At 40.3% G+C, this 21,273-nt stretch carries 25 protein-coding genes; 14 read left to right on the plus strand and 11 right to left on the minus strand.

Going from position 1 to position 21,273, the window contains the following annotated elements; translation table 11 throughout:
* Positions 1-116 precede the first annotated feature (116 nt).
* Positions 117-1,364: an NADP-dependent isocitrate dehydrogenase gene (gene icd, locus ACT3IB_RS03085; protein ID WP_491537556.1), complete on the plus strand. Its 1,248-nt coding sequence runs from the start codon at positions 117-119 to the stop codon at positions 1,362-1,364.
* Between the two features lie 81 nt (positions 1,365-1,445).
* Here the strand turns inward: icd and ACT3IB_RS03090 are convergent, their stop codons facing one another.
* The 6 genes from ACT3IB_RS03090 to uvrC all read right to left on the minus strand — a co-directional run bounded on the left by ACT3IB_RS03090 (position 1,446) and on the right by uvrC (position 7,992).
* Positions 1,446-1,997: a hypothetical protein gene (locus ACT3IB_RS03090; protein ID WP_491537557.1), complete on the minus strand. Its 552-nt coding sequence runs from the start codon at positions 1,995-1,997 to the stop codon at positions 1,446-1,448.
* 16 nt (positions 1,998-2,013) lie between these two features.
* Positions 2,014-3,558 carry a trypsin-like peptidase domain-containing protein gene (locus ACT3IB_RS03095; RefSeq protein WP_491537558.1) on the minus strand — a complete coding sequence of 515 codons (1,545 nt, stop codon included), beginning with the start codon at positions 3,556-3,558 and terminating at the stop codon, positions 2,014-2,016.
* Between the two features lie 2 nt (positions 3,559-3,560).
* Entirely contained in the window at positions 3,561-4,298 is a 738-nt protein-coding gene (recO, locus tag ACT3IB_RS03100) for a DNA repair protein RecO (protein WP_491537559.1), read from the minus strand.
* 70 nt (positions 4,299-4,368) lie between these two features.
* Positions 4,369-5,055 (minus strand): anti-sigma factor, encoded by a 687-nt coding sequence (locus ACT3IB_RS03105; RefSeq protein WP_491537560.1) that lies wholly within the window; start codon positions 5,053-5,055, stop codon positions 4,369-4,371.
* On the minus strand, positions 5,039-5,686 hold the full coding sequence (locus tag ACT3IB_RS03110) for an RNA polymerase sigma factor (protein WP_491537561.1): 648 nt from the start codon (positions 5,684-5,686) through the stop codon (positions 5,039-5,041). The genes ACT3IB_RS03105 and ACT3IB_RS03110 overlap by 17 nt, the downstream gene beginning before the upstream one ends.
* Positions 5,687-6,126: 440 nt before the next feature.
* Positions 6,127-7,992 carry an excinuclease ABC subunit UvrC gene (gene uvrC, locus ACT3IB_RS03115; RefSeq protein WP_491537562.1) on the minus strand — a complete coding sequence of 622 codons (1,866 nt, stop codon included), beginning with the start codon at positions 7,990-7,992 and terminating at the stop codon, positions 6,127-6,129.
* Between the two features lie 187 nt (positions 7,993-8,179).
* Between uvrC and ACT3IB_RS03120 the strand changes: the two genes are divergently transcribed.
* The 3 genes from ACT3IB_RS03120 to ACT3IB_RS03130 all read left to right on the plus strand — a co-directional run bounded on the left by ACT3IB_RS03120 (position 8,180) and on the right by ACT3IB_RS03130 (position 10,791).
* Positions 8,180-8,872 (plus strand): RluA family pseudouridine synthase, encoded by a 693-nt coding sequence (locus ACT3IB_RS03120; RefSeq protein WP_491537563.1) that lies wholly within the window; start codon positions 8,180-8,182, stop codon positions 8,870-8,872.
* A 3-nt stretch (positions 8,873-8,875) separates the two neighbouring features.
* A complete protein-coding gene (locus tag ACT3IB_RS03125) occupies positions 8,876-9,754 on the plus strand; it encodes a class I SAM-dependent methyltransferase (RefSeq protein ID WP_491537564.1) in 879 nt (292 codons plus the stop codon).
* A gap of 128 nt (positions 9,755-9,882) precedes the next feature.
* Positions 9,883-10,791: an anti-sigma factor family protein gene (locus tag ACT3IB_RS03130; protein ID WP_491537565.1), complete on the plus strand. Its 909-nt coding sequence runs from the start codon at positions 9,883-9,885 to the stop codon at positions 10,789-10,791.
* Between the two features lie 6 nt (positions 10,792-10,797).
* Here ACT3IB_RS03130 and ACT3IB_RS03135 read toward each other — a convergent pair whose 3' ends face one another.
* Positions 10,798-11,388 (minus strand): hypothetical protein, encoded by a 591-nt coding sequence (locus tag ACT3IB_RS03135; RefSeq protein ID WP_491537566.1) that lies wholly within the window; start codon positions 11,386-11,388, stop codon positions 10,798-10,800.
* Positions 11,389-11,427: 39 nt separating this feature from the next.
* Positions 11,428-12,810 carry a DNA recombination protein RmuC gene (locus ACT3IB_RS03140; protein WP_491537567.1) on the minus strand — a complete coding sequence of 461 codons (1,383 nt, stop codon included), beginning with the start codon at positions 12,808-12,810 and terminating at the stop codon, positions 11,428-11,430.
* A gap of 254 nt (positions 12,811-13,064) precedes the next feature.
* Between ACT3IB_RS03140 and ACT3IB_RS03145 the strand changes: the two genes are divergently transcribed.
* From ACT3IB_RS03145 to ACT3IB_RS03190, 10 genes are all read left to right on the plus strand, one after another.
* Positions 13,065-13,274 carry a zinc ribbon domain-containing protein gene (locus ACT3IB_RS03145; RefSeq protein WP_491537568.1) on the plus strand — a complete coding sequence of 70 codons (210 nt, stop codon included), beginning with the start codon at positions 13,065-13,067 and terminating at the stop codon, positions 13,272-13,274.
* Positions 13,275-13,413: 139 nt separating this feature from the next.
* Entirely contained in the window at positions 13,414-14,073 is a 660-nt protein-coding gene (locus tag ACT3IB_RS03150; protein WP_491537569.1) for a DsbA family oxidoreductase, read from the plus strand.
* A 103-nt stretch (positions 14,074-14,176) separates the two neighbouring features.
* Positions 14,177-14,935, plus strand: a complete 759-nt coding sequence (locus tag ACT3IB_RS03155; RefSeq protein ID WP_491537570.1) for a lytic murein transglycosylase — start codon at positions 14,177-14,179, stop codon at positions 14,933-14,935.
* 12 nt (positions 14,936-14,947) lie between these two features.
* Positions 14,948-15,877 (plus strand): matrixin family metalloprotease, encoded by a 930-nt coding sequence (locus ACT3IB_RS03160; protein ID WP_491537571.1) that lies wholly within the window; start codon positions 14,948-14,950, stop codon positions 15,875-15,877.
* Positions 15,878-15,885: 8 nt separating this feature from the next.
* Positions 15,886-16,398: a GNAT family N-acetyltransferase gene (locus tag ACT3IB_RS03165; protein ID WP_491537572.1), complete on the plus strand. Its 513-nt coding sequence runs from the start codon at positions 15,886-15,888 to the stop codon at positions 16,396-16,398.
* Between the two features lie 76 nt (positions 16,399-16,474).
* Positions 16,475-16,822 carry a cupin domain-containing protein gene (locus ACT3IB_RS03170; RefSeq protein WP_491537573.1) on the plus strand — a complete coding sequence of 116 codons (348 nt, stop codon included), beginning with the start codon at positions 16,475-16,477 and terminating at the stop codon, positions 16,820-16,822.
* Positions 16,823-16,897: 75 nt separating this feature from the next.
* On the plus strand, positions 16,898-17,032 hold the full coding sequence (locus tag ACT3IB_RS03175) for a hypothetical protein (RefSeq protein WP_491537574.1): 135 nt from the start codon (positions 16,898-16,900) through the stop codon (positions 17,030-17,032).
* Complete coding sequence (locus ACT3IB_RS03180; RefSeq protein ID WP_491537575.1) at positions 17,013-17,891, plus strand: metal-dependent hydrolase; 879 nt, start codon at positions 17,013-17,015, stop codon at positions 17,889-17,891. The genes ACT3IB_RS03175 and ACT3IB_RS03180 overlap by 20 nt, the downstream gene beginning before the upstream one ends.
* 82 nt (positions 17,892-17,973) lie before the next feature.
* A complete protein-coding gene (locus ACT3IB_RS03185) occupies positions 17,974-18,816 on the plus strand; it encodes a CvfB family protein (RefSeq protein ID WP_491537576.1) in 843 nt (280 codons plus the stop codon).
* A 136-nt stretch (positions 18,817-18,952) separates the two neighbouring features.
* A complete protein-coding gene (locus tag ACT3IB_RS03190) occupies positions 18,953-19,099 on the plus strand; it encodes a hypothetical protein (RefSeq protein ID WP_491537577.1) in 147 nt (48 codons plus the stop codon).
* A 637-nt stretch (positions 19,100-19,736) separates the two neighbouring features.
* On the opposite strand, the gene ACT3IB_RS03195 is transcribed toward ACT3IB_RS03190, so the two are convergent.
* From ACT3IB_RS03195 to ACT3IB_RS03205, 3 genes are all read right to left on the minus strand, one after another.
* Positions 19,737-20,186, minus strand: a complete 450-nt coding sequence (locus tag ACT3IB_RS03195; protein WP_491537578.1) for a hypothetical protein — start codon at positions 20,184-20,186, stop codon at positions 19,737-19,739.
* Positions 20,187-20,190: 4 nt separating this feature from the next.
* Positions 20,191-20,382, minus strand: a complete 192-nt coding sequence (locus ACT3IB_RS03200) for a hypothetical protein (protein ID WP_491537579.1) — start codon at positions 20,380-20,382, stop codon at positions 20,191-20,193.
* Positions 20,383-20,476: 94 nt separating this feature from the next.
* A complete protein-coding gene (locus tag ACT3IB_RS03205) occupies positions 20,477-21,115 on the minus strand; it encodes a SatD family protein (protein ID WP_491537580.1) in 639 nt (212 codons plus the stop codon).
* Positions 21,116-21,273 lie beyond the last annotated feature (158 nt).

The following is a 21,273-nucleotide window of genomic DNA, read 5'->3' on the forward strand; positions in this document are numbered from 1 at the left end:
ATAATGAGAATTTCACTCAATTTTTATCAATTCCCCTGCTACTGATTGCATGCAGATGGCGATTTTTTTTACTATACTTATTTTCCAAATTTAATTCGAAAATTATTCCAAAATTCATGAGTTACGAGAAGATTACACCTCCCGAATCTGGTACTAAAGTTGAAGTAAAAGCTGACGGTTCACTCGTTGTCCCCGACAATCCTGTTATCCCCTTTATACAAGGTGACGGCATTGGGATCGATATAACACCGACGATGCGTAATGTGCTGGACAGTGCTGTTGAGAAGGCCTATAACGGCAAAAAGAAAATTGAGTGGTTTGAAATTTATGCCGGAGAAAAGGCCGTTGATTTTTATGGGGAAGGAGAATGGCTTCCCGAGGATACGCTAAACGCAATTGAAGACTATAAAATTGCCATCAAAGGACCACTTACTACTCCTGTTGGCGGTGGAATTCGCTCACTGAATGTAGCTATTCGTCAGAAAAAAGATCTATTCGCCTGCGTGCGCCCGGTTAAATATTACAAAGGAACTCCAAGTCCGGTTAAGCATCCCGAAAAAACGGATATGGTTATTTTCCGTGAAAACACCGAAGATATTTATGCCGGTATTGAATATCAGACCGGAACGCCTGAAAATAAAAAGCTGAAAGACTTTCTTATCAATGAAATGGGCGTCGATCAAATTCGTTTCCCTGATACCACTTCTCTCGGTATTAAGCCCATTTCTGAGGAAGGTACCAAACGACTGGTTCGTTCTGCCATTGATTACGCCATATCTGAAGGACGGGATAATGTTACACTAGTCCATAAAGGAAATATCATGAAGTTTACGGAAGGAAGCTTCAAGGACTGGGGATATGAAGTTGCTCGCGAAGAATATGATGCTGAAGTAATCGGTGAAGGTCCCTGGTGCAAGTTGCCCAACGGCATTGTAATTAAAGATGTGATTGCTGATGCATTCTTACAGCAGATTCTTACTCGTCCCGATGAGTATGACGTAATTGCTACGATGAACCTGAACGGCGATTATGTATCTGATGCTTTGGCTGCCTGTGTAGGTGGTATCGGTATCGCACCCGGAGCAAACATCAATTATAACACCGGGTTGGCCGTATTTGAAGCCACACATGGTACTGCACCTAAGTACACCGGACAGGACAAAGTGAATCCCGGTTCGCTTATTCTTTCCGGGGTCATTATGCTTCGATATATGGGATGGAGTGAAGCGGCTGATCTCATCGAAAAAGGCATTGAGGGCTCGATCATGAAAAAGCGCGTTACCTACGATTTTGAACGCCTTATGGATGACGCAACGCTCCTTAAGTGTTCAGAATTTGGGGAAGAAATTATCGCTAACATGTAGCTGATCACTCCTTGAAAAACCAAAGCCCGCAAAGTCACTTACACTTTGCGGGCTTTTTTATTTCTTATATTTGTTGAATATCTAAAAATTGCTAAATGCTTTCGAATCTTTCATCGCATTCCAGGCTTTTTCGTGTCCGGCTAATCGTTTTCCAATACGGTCAATAAGCTCATCTTTCGGAACTCTGACCTCTGCGAAACCACGTACACTCTTATATCCCTCAACACTTTTTGCTTCTGTATTACCTAATTCAACCAGAGGATTAACAGCATTTTTAACCTTACGAAGTGCCATCAAAAATTTTGCATCGTCTAATCCAGATTCACTGCCATACTCTATAACTGCTTTAGAACGTATTTGTTCGAGTTTATCAGATATCGAGGATCTAAGCTTTTCTACCGCCCAAGATTCCGCTTTTTCAATAGAAGCAGCTGAATCCCCATCAATAGCTGTAGCGTAAGCTAAAAGGTTGTCGTCACCAGAAACAAATTCCTGTTGAGGATACCAAGACGGATAATCTGATACCTCTTTTTGAGTCTGACTTTGCTGTTTGGTCGTTTCTCCGGGGGCTGAACAAGAAATAAAAAATCCCACGAAGCCTAACATCGCAATTGATAAAATAATACGTCGCATCAAACTAACACCTGAACTATTTGGATTGTATGGTTTTTATGTTTCCATCCTGAGCCTGTACTTCAAATGAAATATTTTCTACAGACCCAGAATTTTGCGCTATAAAATGCTTCAAAGATTGCAGACCTTCAACTTTATGGTTATTAACTCTTAAAATTTTATCACCTTCTTCTAATCCCATACGATCCGCATCCGATCCGTTTACCACATCAACCACTATCAATTTGACTTGTTCCTGTTCTAAATTAGAAAGAGCCATAACCCGAAATCCCAACTCAAAAACGGCAAACTCAACTTCCTGAGCCTTTTCTTGGTTATTTATTTCGCCCTCTTTTTGCTGAGGCTCAATTGTTTCTCTGCGAGTCTGTTGATGGTCAGCAAGTTTTTCCTGCTCCCGCTCCAGCATTCCAAGCGCTACCTGCTTTTTCATCTCCTTGCCATTACGATAGATTTTAAGCTCCACGATATCTCCGGGATTCAGCACCGCTATCTTCTGCTGAAGCTGATTGGATTCATTAACCTCTTCTCCATTCACGCTTAAAATAACATCGTTGGTACGTAACCCGTGTTTTTCTGCTGCACTGCCGGGCGATATAGCTGATATATATACTCCTCGAATAGTACTCATACTTAACTGATCGGCTAGGTTGGCATCAATACTGACGATCGTCACCCCAAGCAGGGCTCGTCGTACATGTCCATATTCAATAATATCTTCGGCAACTTTTGATGCCAGGTTAGAAGGTACAGCAAATCCATATCCTTGATAGCTACCGCTTTGGGAAGCTATGGCCGTATTTACGCCGATTAGCTCACCGCTGGTATTAACCAATGCGCCACCACTGTTTCCCTTATTGATAGCAGCATCAGTTTGGATAAAACTCTCCACTCGCATCTGATCATCAATAATCTGTACATCTCGACTTAACGCACTCACTATGCCTGCTGTGACAGTTGATCGAAGTCTAAAGGGATTGCCAATAGCAAGAACCCACTCCCCCACACCTACCTCGTCAGAATTACCGATTGTGATTGCAGGTAGACCTCGGGCATCAATTTTTAAAACAGCCAAATCTGTAGTAGGATCCTGCCCGACAATTCGTCCCGTTAATTCTCGCTTATCATTTAGAACCACCTCTATCTCACTGTTTACGGCTCCATCGATAACGTGATTATTCGTCAAGATGTATCCATCACTGCTTATAATGATCCCAGATCCTACAGTTCGAGCACGTTTGGGCATCATATCTCCCCAAAAGCTGTCATCATCATGGAATTCATCATCCGGCATGTCATTTCTAGTAAGCGGAACCGTAGTTGTAATATAAACGACCGTCGGCGTCACCCGTTCAGCCACACGCTCAAAGAGGAAACGGGCATCAAGTTTTTCAAGCTGATCACTTGTAAATAAAGGTTCAGAACTGTGTTTTACTTCCGTAACGGCAACATCGGCCCGGTCATCAACAGGACTGTAGAAGCTATAAAAAGCGAATAAGGTACCCGCAACAATACCTATAAGGATGAGAAGAATACTGCTTAAATACCTATTACGAAATCCCATATCTACTCCTGCAATATTTGTTCAAAAATGGCATCAGATTTTCGAGCCTTAAGTCCTTCCACATGATATTTCAAGTAACGATCGAGATGCTCAATCAGCTGTCGCAATTCACCCGTTCCAAAATCTATATTAAACAATGTAGAACTTTTTGTCAGTAATGCTATTCGAATGTAGGTGAACTGATTTGGGGTTAATTTATACGAATGCGAGGAAACCTGTTCGTTAGTAACTAAACCGGATTCAAGGTTCAAATAGTTCGTTTTGTTATTTCCATTATTAGCATCCAGTTGAAGTCCAATACCTGTTAATTCAGCAAGCCGAATTTGAATATACGGAAAAAGTCCAGGGGGATGTACGTCCGCAGAATTAAGCCAGCTAAGCATCTTCTTTGTAAATTTAAATAACGGTTTGTTGATCTCATCCTCATGTAACAGCTGACTTATCAGTTCAATGGCCGAAGTCATAGTGGCCATCTTCTCAAAATCAGAGCGTAAGTTTTTATTTTTTACTGAATAACTTGCTTCTGACAGAATCTGTACCGAGCGGGACGATTTGTAGTAATAAACGACATCCAGAATGTTACCAATTTCGATTAGTCCCGAAAACTTGCTTTTTGGCTTTTTGACACCTCGAACCATCAGGGCAATTTTACCGTGTTCAAGGGTGAAAGCCGTAACTATTTTACTGGATTCTTGGTAATCTACAGATTTGAAAATTATTGCTTCGGTATGGGTAATCATCCTCTATCCATTTAAATCGCTATGTGTCAGATAGAGAAGTATAGAAGCTTTAGCGCTTAAAAAACAATACTTAATTTTTCGATCCTGTCAATTGTATTGATTTGACCCGGTTATTTTGAATAGACGGTTCTTGGATAAGCTGCAGTCTTTCAGTGGATCTCTGTAAAATAGTCTGAAATTGTTCTTGCTGATTGGAAAACTGATCCTCAAAACGGAGGATATCCTCGCGGTCAATCCACGGATCGATGTTACTGGTTTCAGGAGTAGTCGCAGTTGGCTGCTTTTGGAGGTTATTTTCTGCAAAGTGTATTGAATTAGAGCCGGTGTTCCCGGTACTTGCCTGATTAATACCTTGCGTTTGAGTAACGTCAGGTGCTGAAACAGAAGCCGTAGTTGCTTGCTCCGAATTGTTAGATTTTTTATCTCCACTGCCGATAAAAAACCAAGCTCCGCCGGCGGTAAGAGTAAGGGCCAATGTTGCAGCCACAGCATACTTATAGGCCGGCCTGAAGGTCTGATTCTGATTGCGATTTTTCTCGGCTTGTTCAGCAGCTTTTTCCTTTATGGCTTCGGTAACATCAGATGGAGGCTTAACCTCAGGCAGTTGGTCAAGCTTTTTGAGGGTCTGCCGCATGCTTTCTACTTCAATGAGCAGATCCTCATCCTCCATCATGGCCCGTTCCATTAATAGTTCTTCAGAAGGGTCCATCTCCTTCATCAGGTACCGAATACAATCATTATTATCCTCGTTCCGCATAACTGTTTTCTTCTTGTTCTTTTTCTTTATCAAAAAGTTTTCGAAGATTTATCAGCGCATACCGCATACGTCCCAGTGCGGTGTTAATAGAAACGTCTGTAAGTTCTGCAATTTCTTTAAACGGCATTTCATAATAATGTCGCAGCATAACTACTTGGCGTTGTTCCTCAGGAAGCTCGTCAATGTGACGCATTAAGCTATTTTTCGCTTCATCTTTTTCGAGCTGTTCCTGTGCGCTGATAAGATCTTCATCAGGCAAACGATCATAGAAATCAGTATTTGATTCTTTGTCGTAGTTAGAACTAACGTCCACAAACCGTTTTTGTTTTCTTAAATAATCGATTGTTGCATTATGAGCAATACGCATCACCCAGGCGATCCATTTCCCCTGTTCATTATACGTATCATCCATTTTAGTAATAACTTTTGTAAATGTCTCTTGGAAAATATCATCAGCTTTTCCCCCATCTTTTACCATACTGTAAATGTAGGAGTATATTTTTGTCTGGTGACGGTTCATTAATTCACTGAACGCCTGTTCGTCACCGTTTTGACGGTAAAATCGAACCAGATCCTTATCATCCAGCTGCTGATATTTTTTACTTATGTGTTTTGACTGTTCGAGTTTCATAGTAACCTCACGTCTGATTTAAGTAAATTAAGTCCCTTCTGCAAGCAATAGGTAACTATTGCCCGCATATTGACCTTATCCTGTAATCAGAACATAATTTTATTTACAAAGAGTTCATTGCCATCCTGTGATGTACTTACGAACTTTAGAATTATATGTTCCTCATCGGTTAAGATCATTTTATCAACATTGTTTTAAACATTGTAATTGAAGATCAACCGATTTTCCATCACATGTTAATGTTACAAGTACAGTGATTGCAATATTTATGCCGAAACCTTTATCCCTGACAGAACGCATTAGTAAAAGAAAATAATCTATTCTATACAATGATTTAAGAGATATAATACCTAAAAACAACATTATGCCTTCTTTCGGCTCCTTAAGCATCCAGATAGCAACCACGCTGGAAATAAATCTCTAATAGATAAGAATTATACTTATTCTTCTTCGGATGATGAATTATGAAAGTATTGATATACTTTCTGACCGGTTTTCTCTCCAATTTCCTCCTGCAAATCCGAAAGTGTGGTATTCTGTACAGATTTAACAGAACCGAATTCCTTGAGCAACTGTTGTGCTGTCTTCTTACCAATACCATTAATTTGGGTGAGCTCAGTCTTAATCGTCCGCTTTGAGCGTTTGTTACGATGAAAGGACACGGCAAAGCGGTGGGCTTCATCTCTTACCTTCTGCAATAATTTTAGCGCTGATGATTTCTTGGGGATCATGATAGCATTGGATTTTCCGGGCACAAACACTTCTTCCAACCGCTTAGCCAATCCAACAATTTCGCATTCCCCATAAAAACCAATCTCTTTGAGAGCCTGAACGGCACTGCTCAGCTGCCCCTTTCCCCCGTCCACAACTATAAGATCTGGAATTTGCTGCTCCTCATCCATAACCCTTTTATAGCGTCGGCTTAGCACCTCTTTCATGGATGCAAAATCATCAGGGCCCTCCACTGTTTTAATATTGAATCGCTTATATTCGCTCTTTTTGGTACGCGCATCCACAAAACAAACCATGGAAGCAACCGGATCACTACCTTGCAAGTTTGAATTGTCAAAACATTCAATACGCCGAGGCAACCGTTGAAGATCGAGCTGCTCCTTCAGTTCTTTTACCGAATGTGGAATCCGTTTCTGAGCTGCCTTTTCTTTTTCCAGTTTACGTTCGCCCAGTAGATACTTGGCATTTGAGAGTGCCATGCGAATCATCTTGGCCTTTTCTCCGCGTTGGGGACGATGTATTCGTACTTTTTTACCCCGTTCTTCCCATAAATACTGCGCCAACGGTTCCTCATTGACCAGTTCATCACTTACATATACTTCGTCGGGAATCCCCCCCGCATGCTGACCGGTATAGTAATCCTCGACAAATGACTGCAACATCCCTCCCTTTTGGAGATGCTCAATATTCTTCAGAAACCGATGAAATTTGCTGATTAGTTTTCCTTCTCTAACCTTAAACAGCACTCCGCAAGCCTCATTAATCTCTTCATCCACCTTGACAGCAAAAAGATCACGATCCACCTTTTTATCAGCCACCATCTTCATCTTCTTGCTGTATTTTTTGACGGCTTCAAGACTATCACGTATTTGAGCAGCCTGCTCAAACTCAAGCGCATCCGAGGCAATAGACATCTCCTCTTTAAGATCACGGATCAGAGCATCTGTTCTACCGTTGAGCATCCGTTCTACCTTATCAATGGTTGCCTGATATTTCTCCAGATCCCAATCACCGGAACAGCTTTCAAGGTAATCATCAAAGCAGGAATGCCACTTTGGGGGACCTTTGGTTCGGTCAATATTTTTGCGTGAAACCGCGCAGGTACATAGATCAAATGCCTTCCGAATGGTGTCCAGCATGCGCTTCATATGAGTGACACTATCATACGGACCATAATATTTGCTCCCGTCATTAATCACCGTGCGAGTAGGATAAACGCGCGGGCGTTCATCATTAGTTACACAGATGTACGGATATGATTTGTCATCCCGATATAGAATATTATACCGAGGGTGATGCTTTTTGATCAGGTTATTTTCAAGAATAAGTGCTTCAGCCTCAGAATCAGTAACAATAACTTCCAGGTCATCAATCTTACGTACCATTACGCGAATGCGTCCGTCATGGTCACTGGAGTTTTGAAAATAGGAACGCACACGGTTGCGTAGCCGTTTTGCCTTGCCTATATAAAGCAGTCGATCATTTTTATCTTTAAACATATACACTCCCGGTGAAAGCGGGAGATTATCAACTTTCTCTCCGACATCCACATCGGTGCTGTCACTATCACTCATTCGCTAAAATACTTTAGATTCTACTGATCAAATGACGACTGTAAATTTACTGATACTGATGCGTGATTGGAAACGCTTCCTTTTTATTTCTAGAGATTTATCACTGTACTTCTACTTCGATGCTGTATTTAAAATCATTAGTTTTGCATAGCTAAAAGTAGATTGCAGCCAGATATCATTCACTATCATGAAACAGACCCAAACTGATCCCAATATTCCTATTATTTACGAAGATGAGCACCTGCTTCTCATTGATAAACCGGCTGGTCTTCTATCCCAGGAAGATCAAACCGGCGATCCAGATGTTTTGACGTTGTGCAGGCAATATCTGAGCAGAGCAAAAAATAATATCCCTTTTCTGGGTTTAATTCACCGTCTCGACCGCCCGGTAAGCGGGCTCATGCTACTTGCAAAAAATAGAAAGTCCGCCGATAACCTCTCGAAACAGATTCGCGACCAGACTATACAAAAAACCTATTGGGCGGTAACGACGGGATCTCCGCCTCGAAATGGAGTCCTGACACATCGCCTCCACAAAAATCGAGAAACAAATATTGTTGAGGTCGTAACCGGCAATCAACAAAAGGGAAAACGAGCTGAACTTTCTTTTGCAAAACTGGAAGAATCAGATGACCTGCATTTACTCTCCATACATCTACAAACCGGTCGTCCCCACCAAATTCGCGTGCAACTGGCGCATGAGGGGTACCCCGTTTGGGGCGATTATAAATATGGCAATAACCAACCTGATGGACGCACAATGGCGCTAAGGGCTGTTGAACTTGTATTTGAACATCCCAAAACAACACAACATGTACATTTTGAACTGGCACCGCCAAGTGAACACCCTTGGTCGCAATTTTCCATCGCCCATCAATAGTTTATGAAACCTGATCAGCTGAGCAAAACGGCTTCGTTTATCGCTATCAAATTTTATGGATTGACTCGAATACCTGCATTTCAATCCCTTTTTGATGATTCAGTAGTCAATTTTTATGACCGTGTTGTGCGGAGCTTGCCATCTCCATTAAATTATTACCATTACTGGCTTAAACATCATTGGATCCGACAATTATATATTTGGTCTGAAGAACTTCTCTTACCGGGTGACCTGCTTCATATTATTGCACGCAAATTTTACATTCGGCAATTTGCAAATGAGTTAATAGATGATGGGTATGAACAAGTTATTGTCCTCGGAGCAGGATTTGATGACCTTGCACTTACCTATTCGCAAAAAGGATTCTCGTGCTTTGAGTTTGAAGTGCCTCATATGGCTAAACTCAAGCAACAGTTTTTACATAGATATTATCCGAACAGCAAGCATCCCGATATTATCAGTGCTCACCTGACAGAAAGTCAACAGAAATTACCATTTGGCTCTAATTCAAATATTCATCGGGATAAAAAAACCCTTTTTATTGCTGAAGGCTTCTTCGATTATCTGCATACAGATCTTGTCGGGACCATCCTAAACCACATGCAGGATTATTTTTCAGATAAACCCGCATTAATCACCACACATTTTGCCTTGAATGAGCTTCCGGTTCACCATCGATGGTCATTTAAAACTGGAGTTAAAGCCGTTGGTGAAGAGCTTAAGCTACATCAGGATATCAACGAATTTCGTAAACTACTTACGAAAAATGACTATGTCATTGAAGAACAATTAGATCATCGAACCATAGCTTCAAGGCTGCAACAAAAAATTGGCACAGATCTTCCGATGTTGCAAGGATTCTATTTGTTGATGAGCAAATAGATCCCTTTTTTATATCCATTTAGATGTAAAAATTAGATCAGAATTGGAACACAAGATTTAGCGACTATGTTGGGAAGATAGGTTATCGGCAAATCTATTAGATACCTATCAGATGAGCATAAAAAATTATGGATCGTAAATTAACAAAAACGGAAGCACTGGAGCTTTTAACTCCCGTAGTTGACAATGAAGTTAGTGCTGAGGAGCGCGATGCATTTCTCGAATACATCGCAAATGATGACGAGCTGAAGCACGAATATGAGTCTATGAAACGGATTAAAACACTCATAAGTAATCGGTGTCCGTCTGCAAACGCTCCAGACTCGCTTAAGAAGTTTTTATCAGATTTTTGCTCCTCCGACACCTCTGCTTCTGATGCTTCTGCAACTTACCATATTGACAGTAAAGAGTCTGTAAGTAGTCAAAAGCAACAAACCGATAATACAGCATCTGCTGAAGATTCCAAATGGTGGTATTATGCTGCTGCAGCTATTGTGGTGTTTACGATTTCGATATGGAGCTTTTTGAATTATGGAAGCTCAACAGTTGAAGATACTACTTATAGTATCGAAGAGTACGCTTACCAACATTTTATGAAGCACGATGGCGAGCTGGTCCCTCCCACTATCTCCACAGCCAGTCTGGGATCAGCCGAAATTGAACTTGCCCAAAATTATGACATGTCTATGACCATCCCGGAATTAGATAAAGCTCAATTCAAAGGGGTAGTTTTCGAGGAGTTTGTTCCCAATTTTAAAGCACCGATGCTGGAATATTATGTGCCGGGTGAAAACCAGTATATTTATATTTTTGCTTTCAACATTGATAAAATAGAACAGTTTGGCCAGCTGGTGCGTAATCAAGAAGCTGTAAAAACGTGTACAAAATCACGTGATTTTCATATCCGCAATGTTAACGGCAAACATGTTGTTTCCTGGAAATGGAATAACATCTGGTATGCCGCCATATCCAATCATGACGGCAATACGCTAGCCTCTCTTGTAAAACCACTGGCGTACGAACCCACAAAGGACTAAACTCTTCTAAAAACGAAGACTTGCAGTGAGCACCGGAGCAACCTCATCATTAACGACAGCTGGAGTTACATTAAGTGAGAATCTTCTGCCCCCAGAATTATACTCTTTTACAGAGGCATTTAAACTTATCATATTATAAATAAATCCAGCTAAAACAAGCCCCTCCCCAATCAACATTTTGGTATCAGTAAGTGATACTTTTTTATCATCCACCCCCAAGGTATTGGCAAAACGCTGACCAAAAATCTCCCTTGTGCCATCCACTAATAAAATTGTCCCTACTGCCCTGGCTCCCATTCCGATAACTCCGCGAGGATAATCTTCGGCATAAAAATTTCCGGTGGATGCTCCGACCACGATACCATAAAGCGAAAGATAAGCCCCCGTTTTTTGAACGGTGTTGTTTTCAAAGAGTGCAACAGCTGTTACACCTGCTCCAATAGAAAGTGCGGTGTTGGTTAAGGCGATGCTTCGAGCCTTTGAGACGGTTTTGCGCTGATCATTGCCAAACGGACGACTGATGCTAATCTCGCTCTGAGCATCAGCTGAAAATGAGACTCCCAACAGTAAACAGAAAAAAAGAATTGATTTTTGCATAAGGCGGAATATGAAAAGCTTAACGCAAAAAGAAAATTTTTAATCAGATTCTTTTTCTTCTATTCCATCATCGGCAGTATCAGGCGATTCTTCATGGTCAAGCATACTAGGGGATAGTTTTTTGCTGTTATTGGCACCCAATTTTCGCAGCTTGTCGGCTTGCCCAATCAAATCGCCCCTGCCGGTTTTAAGTCTATTCATTGCCTGATCATAGCTTTCCTGCGATTGGCGAATACGCATGCCGATCTCTTCAAGACTTTCAACAAAAAGCACAAACTTGTCATACAATTTTCCGCCTCGTTCAGCAATTTTTTGGGCATTCTTATTTTGATATTCCTGCTTCCACACGCTGTCGATAGTGGCAAGTGTTGCCAGCAGCGTAGAGGGACTTACAATCACGATGTTTTTGTCAAAAGCATCGTAATAGAGGCTGGAATCCTGTTGTAGCGCTACACCAAAAGCTGACTCAATCGGGACAAACATCAACACAAAATCAGGGCTGTTTCCACCATAAAGCTGCTCGTAATTTTTGCTGCTAAGTCCCTTTACATGACTGCGAAGTGAACTCACGTGTTGTTTTAAAGCTTGCTGACGCTCTTTTTCATTTTCTGCTGAACTGAATTGTTCATATGCTTTCAGCGAAACCTTGGAATCGATCACCAACCGTTTTTCATCCGGCAGATATACAACAACATCAGGATATAAGTTGCGACCGTCCTCACTACGATGATTTTCCTGTATTTCATACTCCCTGCCCTTCGTTAATCCAGACTTCTCAAGAATACGCTGCAGAATTACTTCGCCCCAGCTCCCCTGCGTCTTCGAATCCCCCTTTAAGGCACGGGTCAAATCCTTTGCTTCCTGCGCCATCTGCTGATTCATCTCTTTTAGATGTTCCAGATGCTGTTTCAACGAACTGCGTCCTTCAATATCTTCTTTATGTGTTTCCTCTACTTTCTTCTTAAACTCCTCCATTTTTTCGCCAAGCGGCTTCAAAAGCTGATCAAGCTTTTCTTTATTCTGCTCGGTAAATTTCTTTGATTTTTCCTCAAGGATTTTATTCGCCAAGTTCTCAAACTCATCTTTAAATCGCTCTTGCAGGTTTCTCATCTCTTCCTTTTGCTCATCGAGGCGTTCCTTCAAATTATCATTCACCGATTTAAGGCGGACATTTTCTTTCTCTGCTTCATTGGCCCGGCTCTGTTCTTTATGATAATTATTCTTGGCTTCAGAAACCTCGGCATCAAGTCGTTCATTGCGCTCTTCCAGGCGTGATATCGTCTGCATTGCCTGCTCTCGCTCTTTCTCCAGTTTATCAGCCTCTTCTTTGCTCAAGGCCTGACTGCCTTTACTCTTGAAATAGGCAATCGTATAGCCTAGAATCAGGCCGAGAATGATGTACAAAATTGATATTAATTCCATGAAGGTTTTTGTTGTTGGTAGTTCAAAATTGATTGATATATCCGAGCTGTAGTCAATATCACAGTTCTGATATCCAGATTCCAGTGTAGCTACAAATTATCGATCCACAATGACAACATACTGGCAGATTATCTATTTCACTAAGCAAGTAATTTCTTCGTGCAATTCAATACCCATTAATAGACATCTTGGATTTTGAAAGGTGTTTTTCTACCATTAGAAATCAAATTCATTTAACATAAATTCTTACTAAAATGCCTAAATCAAATTGGGAATGTCCCAAGTGTCAAAATCGAAGTTTCGAAACCGGACAAGTATCCGGAACCGGTGGATTTTTTTCAAAATTTTTTAACATTCAAACCCAGAAGTTTACAACCGTTACCTGTTTAAAATGTCATTACACAGAACTCTATAAAACAGACACCAGTACTTTGCATAATGTGCTCGACTTTCTTGGGAATTAAATCCAAAAAGTGCATATACTTTTTTCCGTATACCTTCTTGCCAAAATTATTAACACGCAAGAGGACTTAAAACGAATGGTTTTGGAAGCATTTTGATTATTTAATCTAAAATTAAGTTAAATACCAAGATAACAACTGTATGGAAGTAGAAATTTGGTCCGATATCATGTGCCCCTTTTGCTATATCGGCAAGCGGCGCTTCGAAAATGCCTTAGAAAATTTTGAATATAACAACGAGGTTAAAATAACCTGGCGCAGCTTTCAGTTGAATCCAGATATGGAAACCGATCCCCATGCCAATATCAACCAGTATCTGGCAGATGCCAAAGGCTGGTCGCTCGAACAGGCTCGACAAATGAATCAAAGGGTCACTGATATGGCGGCCGATGAAGGATTGGAATACAATATGGATCAGGCTGTAGTCGCTAATTCATTCGATGCCCATCGACTGATACAATTTTCCAAAGATCGAGGGAAGGCCAACGAGATGGAAGAAGCGCTTTTTAAAGCTTACTTTACCGACGGGAAAAATATTGCAGATCATCAAACGCTTATTGCGTTGGCAGAGGGCATCGGAATCGATCCGACTGAGGCGAAGAGCATACTGGGGAGTGAGAAATATGCTAACACGGTTAATCACGATATACAGCTTGCCCAAAATATCAATATCACCGGAGTACCCTTTTTCCTGTTCGATCGAAAATTTGCCGTATCAGGTGCCCGTGAAACAGAAGTATTTTTAAAAGCATTGAAACAATCCTGGAATGCGAAGGTTCGGGATCAACAGGAGGCCGAATAATAACATTTTTACAAGCATTTAATTTATGTAAAATGGCTTCCATTTGGGCCTAATTTTTCATAACTACATAAAGACGCGGCTATTAAAAAACAAAGGCAATATTATGTTCTTCAGACGACTCAAAGCCTACTTGGTATATGTTCTTCTTTTAATGCTCACCACCCCTGCTTTGGCGTATGAGGATCCTGATAATGAAAACCTTACAAACCTTATCTCGTATCTTGAGCAAAAAGGGTTTGATGTAAAATCATTACTGGATGATCCCCGCTTTGAACTGTATGAAGATATCGTCGATCGATTCACAAAATCTGCGGAGCGCAAATCGCAAAGTCTTGACTCGTATAAAAGAGTACTAAATTTTGAGGATAAAGCCCGTAAAATTGATGCCTTTATGGCAAATCACTCCAGTCAGCTGAAAAAAGCAGAACAAAAATACGGGATTCCCTCCTCTGTTATTGCTGCTATCATTGGAATAGAATCGGATTTTGGCGAAAATATTGGTTCCTATAACCCTTTTAATGCATATGTGTCGATGTATGCTAACGGATATCGCCAGGATTTTGCCAAAGCTCAAATCGAGGAGCTTTTGGAGTTCACCAAACGTAATAATATTGATGTACTGGACTTAAAATCGAGCTATGCCGGGGCTATGGCATTTGCTCAGTTTATCCCCTATTCACTTAATAAATGGTTTGTGGGAGAGGATATTTTTGACATGAATAATAATATCATGTCGGTCGGTAATTATCTGGCATATTTTAAGGAGCGGACAGGTGATATCGAAACAGCTGTGTTACGATATAATCCCAGTCGTTTATATACGAAAGCTGTTATGGACCTTGCCCGGCAAGCAGAATCATAATTACTCAATACAGTGAATTCCAAGATTTATTCAACCCTTTTTATTCTAGTTCTTTTTGGGGGATGGCTGTTTTTTAGCGATGGATTGACCATAGAGACTTCTGATCAAACATCTTCTTCTCCTTGCCAAGAACCACTCACCTATCGACTTGGAAATATCGATTCACGCTTTGATATCACTCAAAAAGAGGTGGTTGAGATCATGGATGAGGTTGAGGAATTATGGGAGTCATCATTAAAGAAAGACTTGATCAATTTTTCCCAAGATGGCCGAATAGCTTTAAATCTAGTCTACAGTGAGGAACAAAAACTAACAGATGCAGAACGGCAATTTTCGGATCGCATTACGGCAAAAGAGCAGCGGGCCTCTGTCGTTGAGCGCGAATATGAGCGGCTCTCTGATCGATATGAGAAAGCCGAACAAGATGTTCGCCAAACGTTAAATGAATACAACAGCAAGATCGAAGCATATAATAAATTGGCAAAAGAGAGGGACGGGAAAGAAGCAACATCAAATATTGTTGCCAGGTTTAAAACCCTTGAACAGGAGATTAACACTCTTGAGGCTTCGTTGAAACGAAAAAAACAAAGTCTTTCATCACTAAGAGAACGAACTAATGCCAAGACCAAACAGCTAAATGAACTCATTAAGGAGCATAATAACTTAATAGCAGAATATAATGATCGTTTTAGCAAGCCCAGAAAGTTTGACCAAGGACGATTTGTTAAACAAGGTAACAATCAGCAGATAAATATTTATCAGTTTGGCAATCGTGCTCAGCTCAAAACTGTGTTGGCTCACGAAGTGGGACATGCTTTGGGACTGGACCATGTCAATAATCCAAAATCAATAATGTATAGCATGATGGGTAAACAAAATATGGCAAATCTCCAGCTTACAGAAGAAGATATTTCGGCTCTCGAAAAGCACTGTAACATGTAGGCCTCATTATGACTATCCTTAAAACTGAGCGATTAACTATCCGAGAACTTACACCGAGTGACGCGCTATTTATTTTAGACTTATTAAACGAGCCGGCTTTTCACCAATATATTGGAGACAAAGGTATAAAGAATCGCGAAGGAGCTTTAGCATATTTGGAAGATGGTCCCATATCTAGTTATGAAAAGCACGGATATGGTCTTTATTTGGTAAAGGAAACCGCATCCAATTCTTCAATAGGTATTTGCGGACTTAAAAAAAGAGCAGTTCTCGAAATACCGGATCTGGGTTACGCTTTACTCAAGAAATACTGGGGACATGGATATGCCACCGAAGCCGGCCGGGCTGTAATCGACTATGCCGGTAAGGAACTGAAATTGTCTCGCATAGCAGCTATTACTCATCCTGATAATAAACAATCGATAAAAGTACTCACAAAACTCGGATTTCAATTCAAAGAAATTGTTAACCTTTCAGGATTTAATAGTCCGAATAAACTCTTTGAAATCGATCTTAATTAGCTTCTCTCCTTTGCAGTTTTCTGACTGCATGTTACATTACTTGGGTTAACAGACCCTCAAAAGAAAATTACTGACTATGGCTCAGAGAAAAATAAATCCCGCAGAAGTCGTAAATCTTTATACGCCCCCCAGTGATTTGCCCGAAGATGCTACCCTCGCGTTGATGAAAACACAGGATATGGAAGTCATACGGATGGTGATTCCCAAAGAAAAAGATATAACCGAACATAGCGTTAACGGGCAAATTTCGGTTCAGTGTTTAGAGGGAAAAACCGAATTTGGTGTTGAGGGCGAAAAACATGTGCTAACCAGCGGCGACTGGTTATACCTGAGCCGTAACCAACCGCATTCACTCAGAGCAATACGAGATTCTATTTTATTAGTCACCATTCTTTTTGTTGACAACAGTACGGAAGAAGAGTAAGAGATTGTCCTTCACCTGCTACCCGTAAATTTACTATCTTGGGCGTTTGTTAAACATTGACCATAGATCGTAAGAATGGATCCCGTTACGCATGGCCTTATTGGCGCCTCAGTATCTCAGTCAGTAGTATCAAAAGAGGAGTTACGTCCCGCAGCTATCATTGGTATTATATCTGCTATGCTTGCTGATTTTGGATGTATTTATTATTGATTCGGCAGATCCTCTGCTGAATATTGAACTCCATCGCCAGTTTTCTCATTCCTTTGTCTTTATTCCCGTAGGTGCCCTTATTGCAGCGGGATTGCTTTGGTACTTTTTCCGCAAGAAAATATCATTTCTAAAAATCTATCTGCTCAGTTTTTTAGGTTACGCTACTGCGGGCATTGTAGACACATTTACCAGTTACGGGACAAAGCTACTTTGGCCTTTCTTAGATACCCGTTATTCATGGGATCTAATTTCGGTTTTCGATCCCCTTTTTTCTGCCGTCATTTTGGGACTCGTCATATTTACGCTTTACAAAAAAAATCCCAAGATAAGCTGGTTTGTATGGGGGTGGATTGGCCTCTATCTATCATTAGCCGTAATACAACAGCACCGCGGTAAATCCATTGCAAAAGCAATAGCCGAGCAACAGAATCACGAAATAGAACAACTCGTAGTAAAACCGACACTTGGTAATCAGCTGTTATGGAGCATCCGTTATGTATCCCAAGACACTCTTTATGCTGATGGAGTTCGCCTTGGCTTGTTCAAAAATAAGGTCTACCAAGGCGATGCAGCACCTTTGCTTAACTGGAAACAACAGTATGATGAGTTTCAAGGAACAACGCTTTATAAAGATATTCAGCGTTTCGACAAACTTTCTGAAGGTTATTTGATACAACATCCCGATAAGAAAAATATTATCGGCGATGGTCGTTATGCCATGCTCCCCACGAATATGAGTCCGTTATGGGGAATTAAAGTCGATACTACCCAGCCCTATAAACACCTGTCCTTTAAAACATTCCGGGAAGCAAAACCTGCTGTTAAAGATCTTTATATTGATATGCTTCTTGGAAAATAAACTGTAGAATTTTTGTTGGGGAATCACTGCTTAGGCCCTTATCTTACCGCATTCAGTTTCACCCTTCATTTCAAACATTTACATGTTCAATCTCGGTACCTACCAAACACTCAACGTCGCACGCACAACAGAATACGGCTATTTTCTTCAGAACACCTCCACCCGCGGCGATGAAGAAGTCCTGCTCCCCAACAAACTTGCCTTTCGGGACTTACAGGAAGGTGAAAATGTTCGTGTATTTATTTATAAGGATGGTGAAGAACGCATTACCGCCACCATGCAGGATCCCAAAATAACCCTCAAGAGCTTTGCTTTTCTTAAAGTGAAAGACGCAAACTTTCACGGTGCGTATCTCGATTGGGGACTTGATAAAGATCTTTTTGTGCCTCATCGAGAGCAGGTTGGAAATATGCAAGAAGGACAATCATACCTGGTGTATATGTACCTGGATGAAAAGACCGATCGCCTTGCAGCCAGCGCAAAACTGGACAAATTTTTGGATAACGAAAATATTGCGGTTGAAGAAGGTGATAAAGTAGATCTATGGATATGGGATGAAACAGATCTTGGCTACAAGGTGATAATCAATGAAACACATGAGGGACTAGTATATCACAACGAGTTTTATCATGACGTATATACCGGGGAACAAACAACAGGATATATCAAGCAGATCAGAGATGATAATAAGATTGACGTCACCCTTCGTCCCATAGGATATAAAAAAGTGGGTCCCAATGCCGATTTTATCCTAAATCGACTTAAACAAGTTGGCGGGTATTTAGATCTTCATGACAAAAGTGATCCTGACGAAATTCACCGTCGACTTGAGATGAGTAAAAAGACCTTTAAAAAAGCGATTGGCCGGCTCTATAAAGAGAATATCATTCGAATTGAAGATGATGGTATTTATCTTGATAAATAATACTTAAAGTCTTTTTTAATAGATTTAAACACGTAGCCCACCCGGTAACTTTACTATTCTTTGCTAAATGGGGGAACATTTGTAATCTTGGCAGTATATAATGCAGGTATTCAAACCCAAATTAACCCCTGCAGTTATGATTGATAAATGGCTGGATCTACTGGAAGCTTACATTGGTATAGGTCTTGATTTTATTGCGACTTACCTGATGACCGTAGAAGGAATTGTGGCACTTATATTTGGCATTTTCTTCGTAGGATTAATGGCACAACTACGCTCCTGATTTAATTGAAGCATCGGTTATTTTGATGATAAGCTTCAATAATCACGTACATCTTGTGCTCCCTATAAGTGTTTTATATAAAATATTGTATTTTATTGTTAGTCATACATTTACACCATATCACTTAACTATAGTTTTCACTCCTTTTTTTAAAAGGACTTATTCATAAAGCCAATTATTACAATTACTTATGGCAAAATAAGCAAATACGACCCTATATATGGGTCTTCCCAAAAATTAAGGGCATCAATCCCTCCTTCTCGTATTTTTAAAAAGAAAGTACCAATGCCCCTGTAAATATTACTGGTACTAACTATAATAGCTCAGTATTCAGCTTATCTATTACTGCTTTTGGGATTTCTATTGACCTCCTCTTTCTTGGATGAAGAAGTCTTTTGAGCTTTTTTCTTTTCGGCTTTCTTAGCCTTTTTTCCTGATTTTGGATCCATGTTAAACCTCATAAAATTTAATATTTACTGTAGTCCTTTTGACAACAGTTAAATACCAAAAGAAACGGCTACTAATTCCACCTCTTTTGATTTAACATAAATTACATAAAAATAAGGGGTTAGAAGTAGGGGGTATTATCAAAAAAACCACTTTGAATTGTAATAATAATCCCTACAACCCTCTTTATCTATATCAGGGCTGATTTTACAAGAAAAGCAATTCCCAAGGCCAACAGAGCTGAAAGCAAAGTCCCAATCAAAACATATTCAGCAAAGGTGCGGCTTTCAAAATCTTTAAATCGTGTAACACCTTTAGCGGCTAAAATAAATCCGATCGCCGCAAATTGATTTAAGAGTACAAACAGGAATACAAAAATGCGCTCCAGCAACCCGATTATTCGTCCCGTATTGTATTCCTTTTTATCAACTTCTTTTGTCTTGCCCAATGATTTTAATCCGGCCACCTTTAGCACATATCGCAATATAATATTAGCTTCATTTAACACCATCAAAAGTCCAAAGATAAATAGATGGATAACTCCTGCCAGACTACCGGTTAAACCAGTATCAGGGAAAAATACGTCATCAATCACGGCTAAGAGATTAGCTGCCAATTCATTTGTTGATAGCTCAAACATGGGGCTACATAAAAATGCTATCACAATGATATGCATTAGCAGCATCAGCATGCGATTCCGGTTTACTCTTGCTTTCTGCTCTTCCAGCATCCACATTAAAATTGGATATCCGATCAAATAAAAAGCCAATAGCACCCAGCTTAGACTTATCGATAAAAACGGCAAACTCAATAGCGGGATGATCGTCATTATCCATAAATCCGATCGATTTATTCCCTCGTCTCGAGAGATAAGGTGTAGCCTGGAGAGCAGGATTACATTTAGAATCCCAAAAAATATAGCGTAGTTCATTACATTAATTTTTGATTTATCACTTCCGCAATATTATCGCTTAACTCACCCACAACATCCAGCATACCGGCATCTTTATTTTTGTAAAAGGCCGGTTTCGAAATTTCAAGGGCCTCAGAAATTTCCTTGTAGTCGTATCCTTCTTTCATCATGTGTAAGATGATCAAACGCCTATTGTTCCATCCTCTCATTTCTCCTGATAAAAGCTGTAAACTGTTATTTATAACGCGCAGTTCAGGCGAATCCTCCTCAAATCCAATATGAAATATATATCCGTTTTCCTTGAGTTTTTTTATACCCTGCCGAGCCCGATGAAAAACCGGGCCATCCATCCCAATAGCTTGCTCGGTATTGATGGGCGTATCTATATCTCCCACCGCCAAAGAAAACCGTACACCTATCGGATGTATGGCTGACATTACTTTCAACATCTGCACAAAAACTGTATCAGCCCTGTCAAACACTGCCTGGAATTCATCCCCAAGCGTAATTGTGTAAGGAGATACGATACTTTCTTTATACTTCGTATTAAGGTCTTGCAACTCATCCAATAATATCTCCTGCAAAGCCTCGCGATCCCTATCTTTAACTGACTTGGAATCTTCTATATCACCGATTAAGACGAGTAATTTCTCCATAAGGTATTTTTCTTTTTTAATATATAACCATTATAGTTTAAAATATCAAAGTTTAACCATTTTGGTTTAATAATAGAATTTTAACCCATTACAGTTAAAGAGTAGTAGCGGGTATTAACTTTTAATTGCCAGTGAAATTCTTATTTCTACGAAATGGT

This window comes from Fodinibius sp. GM21 (genome assembly GCF_058386955.1).

What these genes read in the sequence shown, in the direction of transcription:
- icd (WP_491537556.1), top strand. Translation starts at nt 117, where the DNA reads ATGAGTTACGAGAAGATTACACCTCCCGAATCTGGTACTAAAGTTGAA.
- ACT3IB_RS03090 (WP_491537557.1), bottom strand. Translation starts at nt 1,997, where the DNA reads ATGCGACGTATTATTTTATCAATTGCGATGTTAGGCTTCGTGGGATTT.
- ACT3IB_RS03095 (WP_491537558.1), bottom strand. Translation starts at nt 3,558, where the DNA reads ATGGGATTTCGTAATAGGTATTTAAGCAGTATTCTTCTCATCCTTATA.
- recO (WP_491537559.1), bottom strand. Translation starts at nt 4,298, where the DNA reads ATGATTACCCATACCGAAGCAATAATTTTCAAATCTGTAGATTACCAA.
- ACT3IB_RS03105 (WP_491537560.1), bottom strand. Translation starts at nt 5,055, where the DNA reads ATGCGGAACGAGGATAATAATGATTGTATTCGGTACCTGATGAAGGAG.
- ACT3IB_RS03110 (WP_491537561.1), bottom strand. Translation starts at nt 5,686, where the DNA reads ATGAAACTCGAACAGTCAAAACACATAAGTAAAAAATATCAGCAGCTG.
- uvrC (WP_491537562.1), bottom strand. Translation starts at nt 7,992, where the DNA reads ATGAGTGATAGTGACAGCACCGATGTGGATGTCGGAGAGAAAGTTGAT.
- ACT3IB_RS03120 (WP_491537563.1), top strand. Translation starts at nt 8,180, where the DNA reads ATGAAACAGACCCAAACTGATCCCAATATTCCTATTATTTACGAAGAT.
- ACT3IB_RS03125 (WP_491537564.1), top strand. Translation starts at nt 8,876, where the DNA reads ATGAAACCTGATCAGCTGAGCAAAACGGCTTCGTTTATCGCTATCAAA.
- ACT3IB_RS03130 (WP_491537565.1), top strand. Translation starts at nt 9,883, where the DNA reads ATGGATCGTAAATTAACAAAAACGGAAGCACTGGAGCTTTTAACTCCC.
- ACT3IB_RS03135 (WP_491537566.1), bottom strand. Translation starts at nt 11,388, where the DNA reads ATGCAAAAATCAATTCTTTTTTTCTGTTTACTGTTGGGAGTCTCATTT.
- ACT3IB_RS03140 (WP_491537567.1), bottom strand. Translation starts at nt 12,810, where the DNA reads ATGGAATTAATATCAATTTTGTACATCATTCTCGGCCTGATTCTAGGC.
- ACT3IB_RS03145 (WP_491537568.1), top strand. Translation starts at nt 13,065, where the DNA reads ATGCCTAAATCAAATTGGGAATGTCCCAAGTGTCAAAATCGAAGTTTC.
- ACT3IB_RS03150 (WP_491537569.1), top strand. Translation starts at nt 13,414, where the DNA reads ATGGAAGTAGAAATTTGGTCCGATATCATGTGCCCCTTTTGCTATATC.
- ACT3IB_RS03155 (WP_491537570.1), top strand. Translation starts at nt 14,177, where the DNA reads ATGTTCTTCAGACGACTCAAAGCCTACTTGGTATATGTTCTTCTTTTA.
- ACT3IB_RS03165 (WP_491537572.1), top strand. Translation starts at nt 15,886, where the DNA reads ATGACTATCCTTAAAACTGAGCGATTAACTATCCGAGAACTTACACCG.
- ACT3IB_RS03170 (WP_491537573.1), top strand. Translation starts at nt 16,475, where the DNA reads ATGGCTCAGAGAAAAATAAATCCCGCAGAAGTCGTAAATCTTTATACG.
- ACT3IB_RS03175 (WP_491537574.1), top strand. Translation starts at nt 16,898, where the DNA reads ATGGATCCCGTTACGCATGGCCTTATTGGCGCCTCAGTATCTCAGTCA.
- ACT3IB_RS03185 (WP_491537576.1), top strand. Translation starts at nt 17,974, where the DNA reads ATGTTCAATCTCGGTACCTACCAAACACTCAACGTCGCACGCACAACA.
- ACT3IB_RS03190 (WP_491537577.1), top strand. Translation starts at nt 18,953, where the DNA reads ATGATTGATAAATGGCTGGATCTACTGGAAGCTTACATTGGTATAGGT.
- ACT3IB_RS03195 (WP_491537578.1), bottom strand. Translation starts at nt 20,186, where the DNA reads ATGTTTGAGCTATCAACAAATGAATTGGCAGCTAATCTCTTAGCCGTG.
- ACT3IB_RS03200 (WP_491537579.1), bottom strand. Translation starts at nt 20,382, where the DNA reads ATGGATAATGACGATCATCCCGCTATTGAGTTTGCCGTTTTTATCGAT.
- ACT3IB_RS03205 (WP_491537580.1), bottom strand. Translation starts at nt 21,115, where the DNA reads ATGGAGAAATTACTCGTCTTAATCGGTGATATAGAAGATTCCAAGTCA.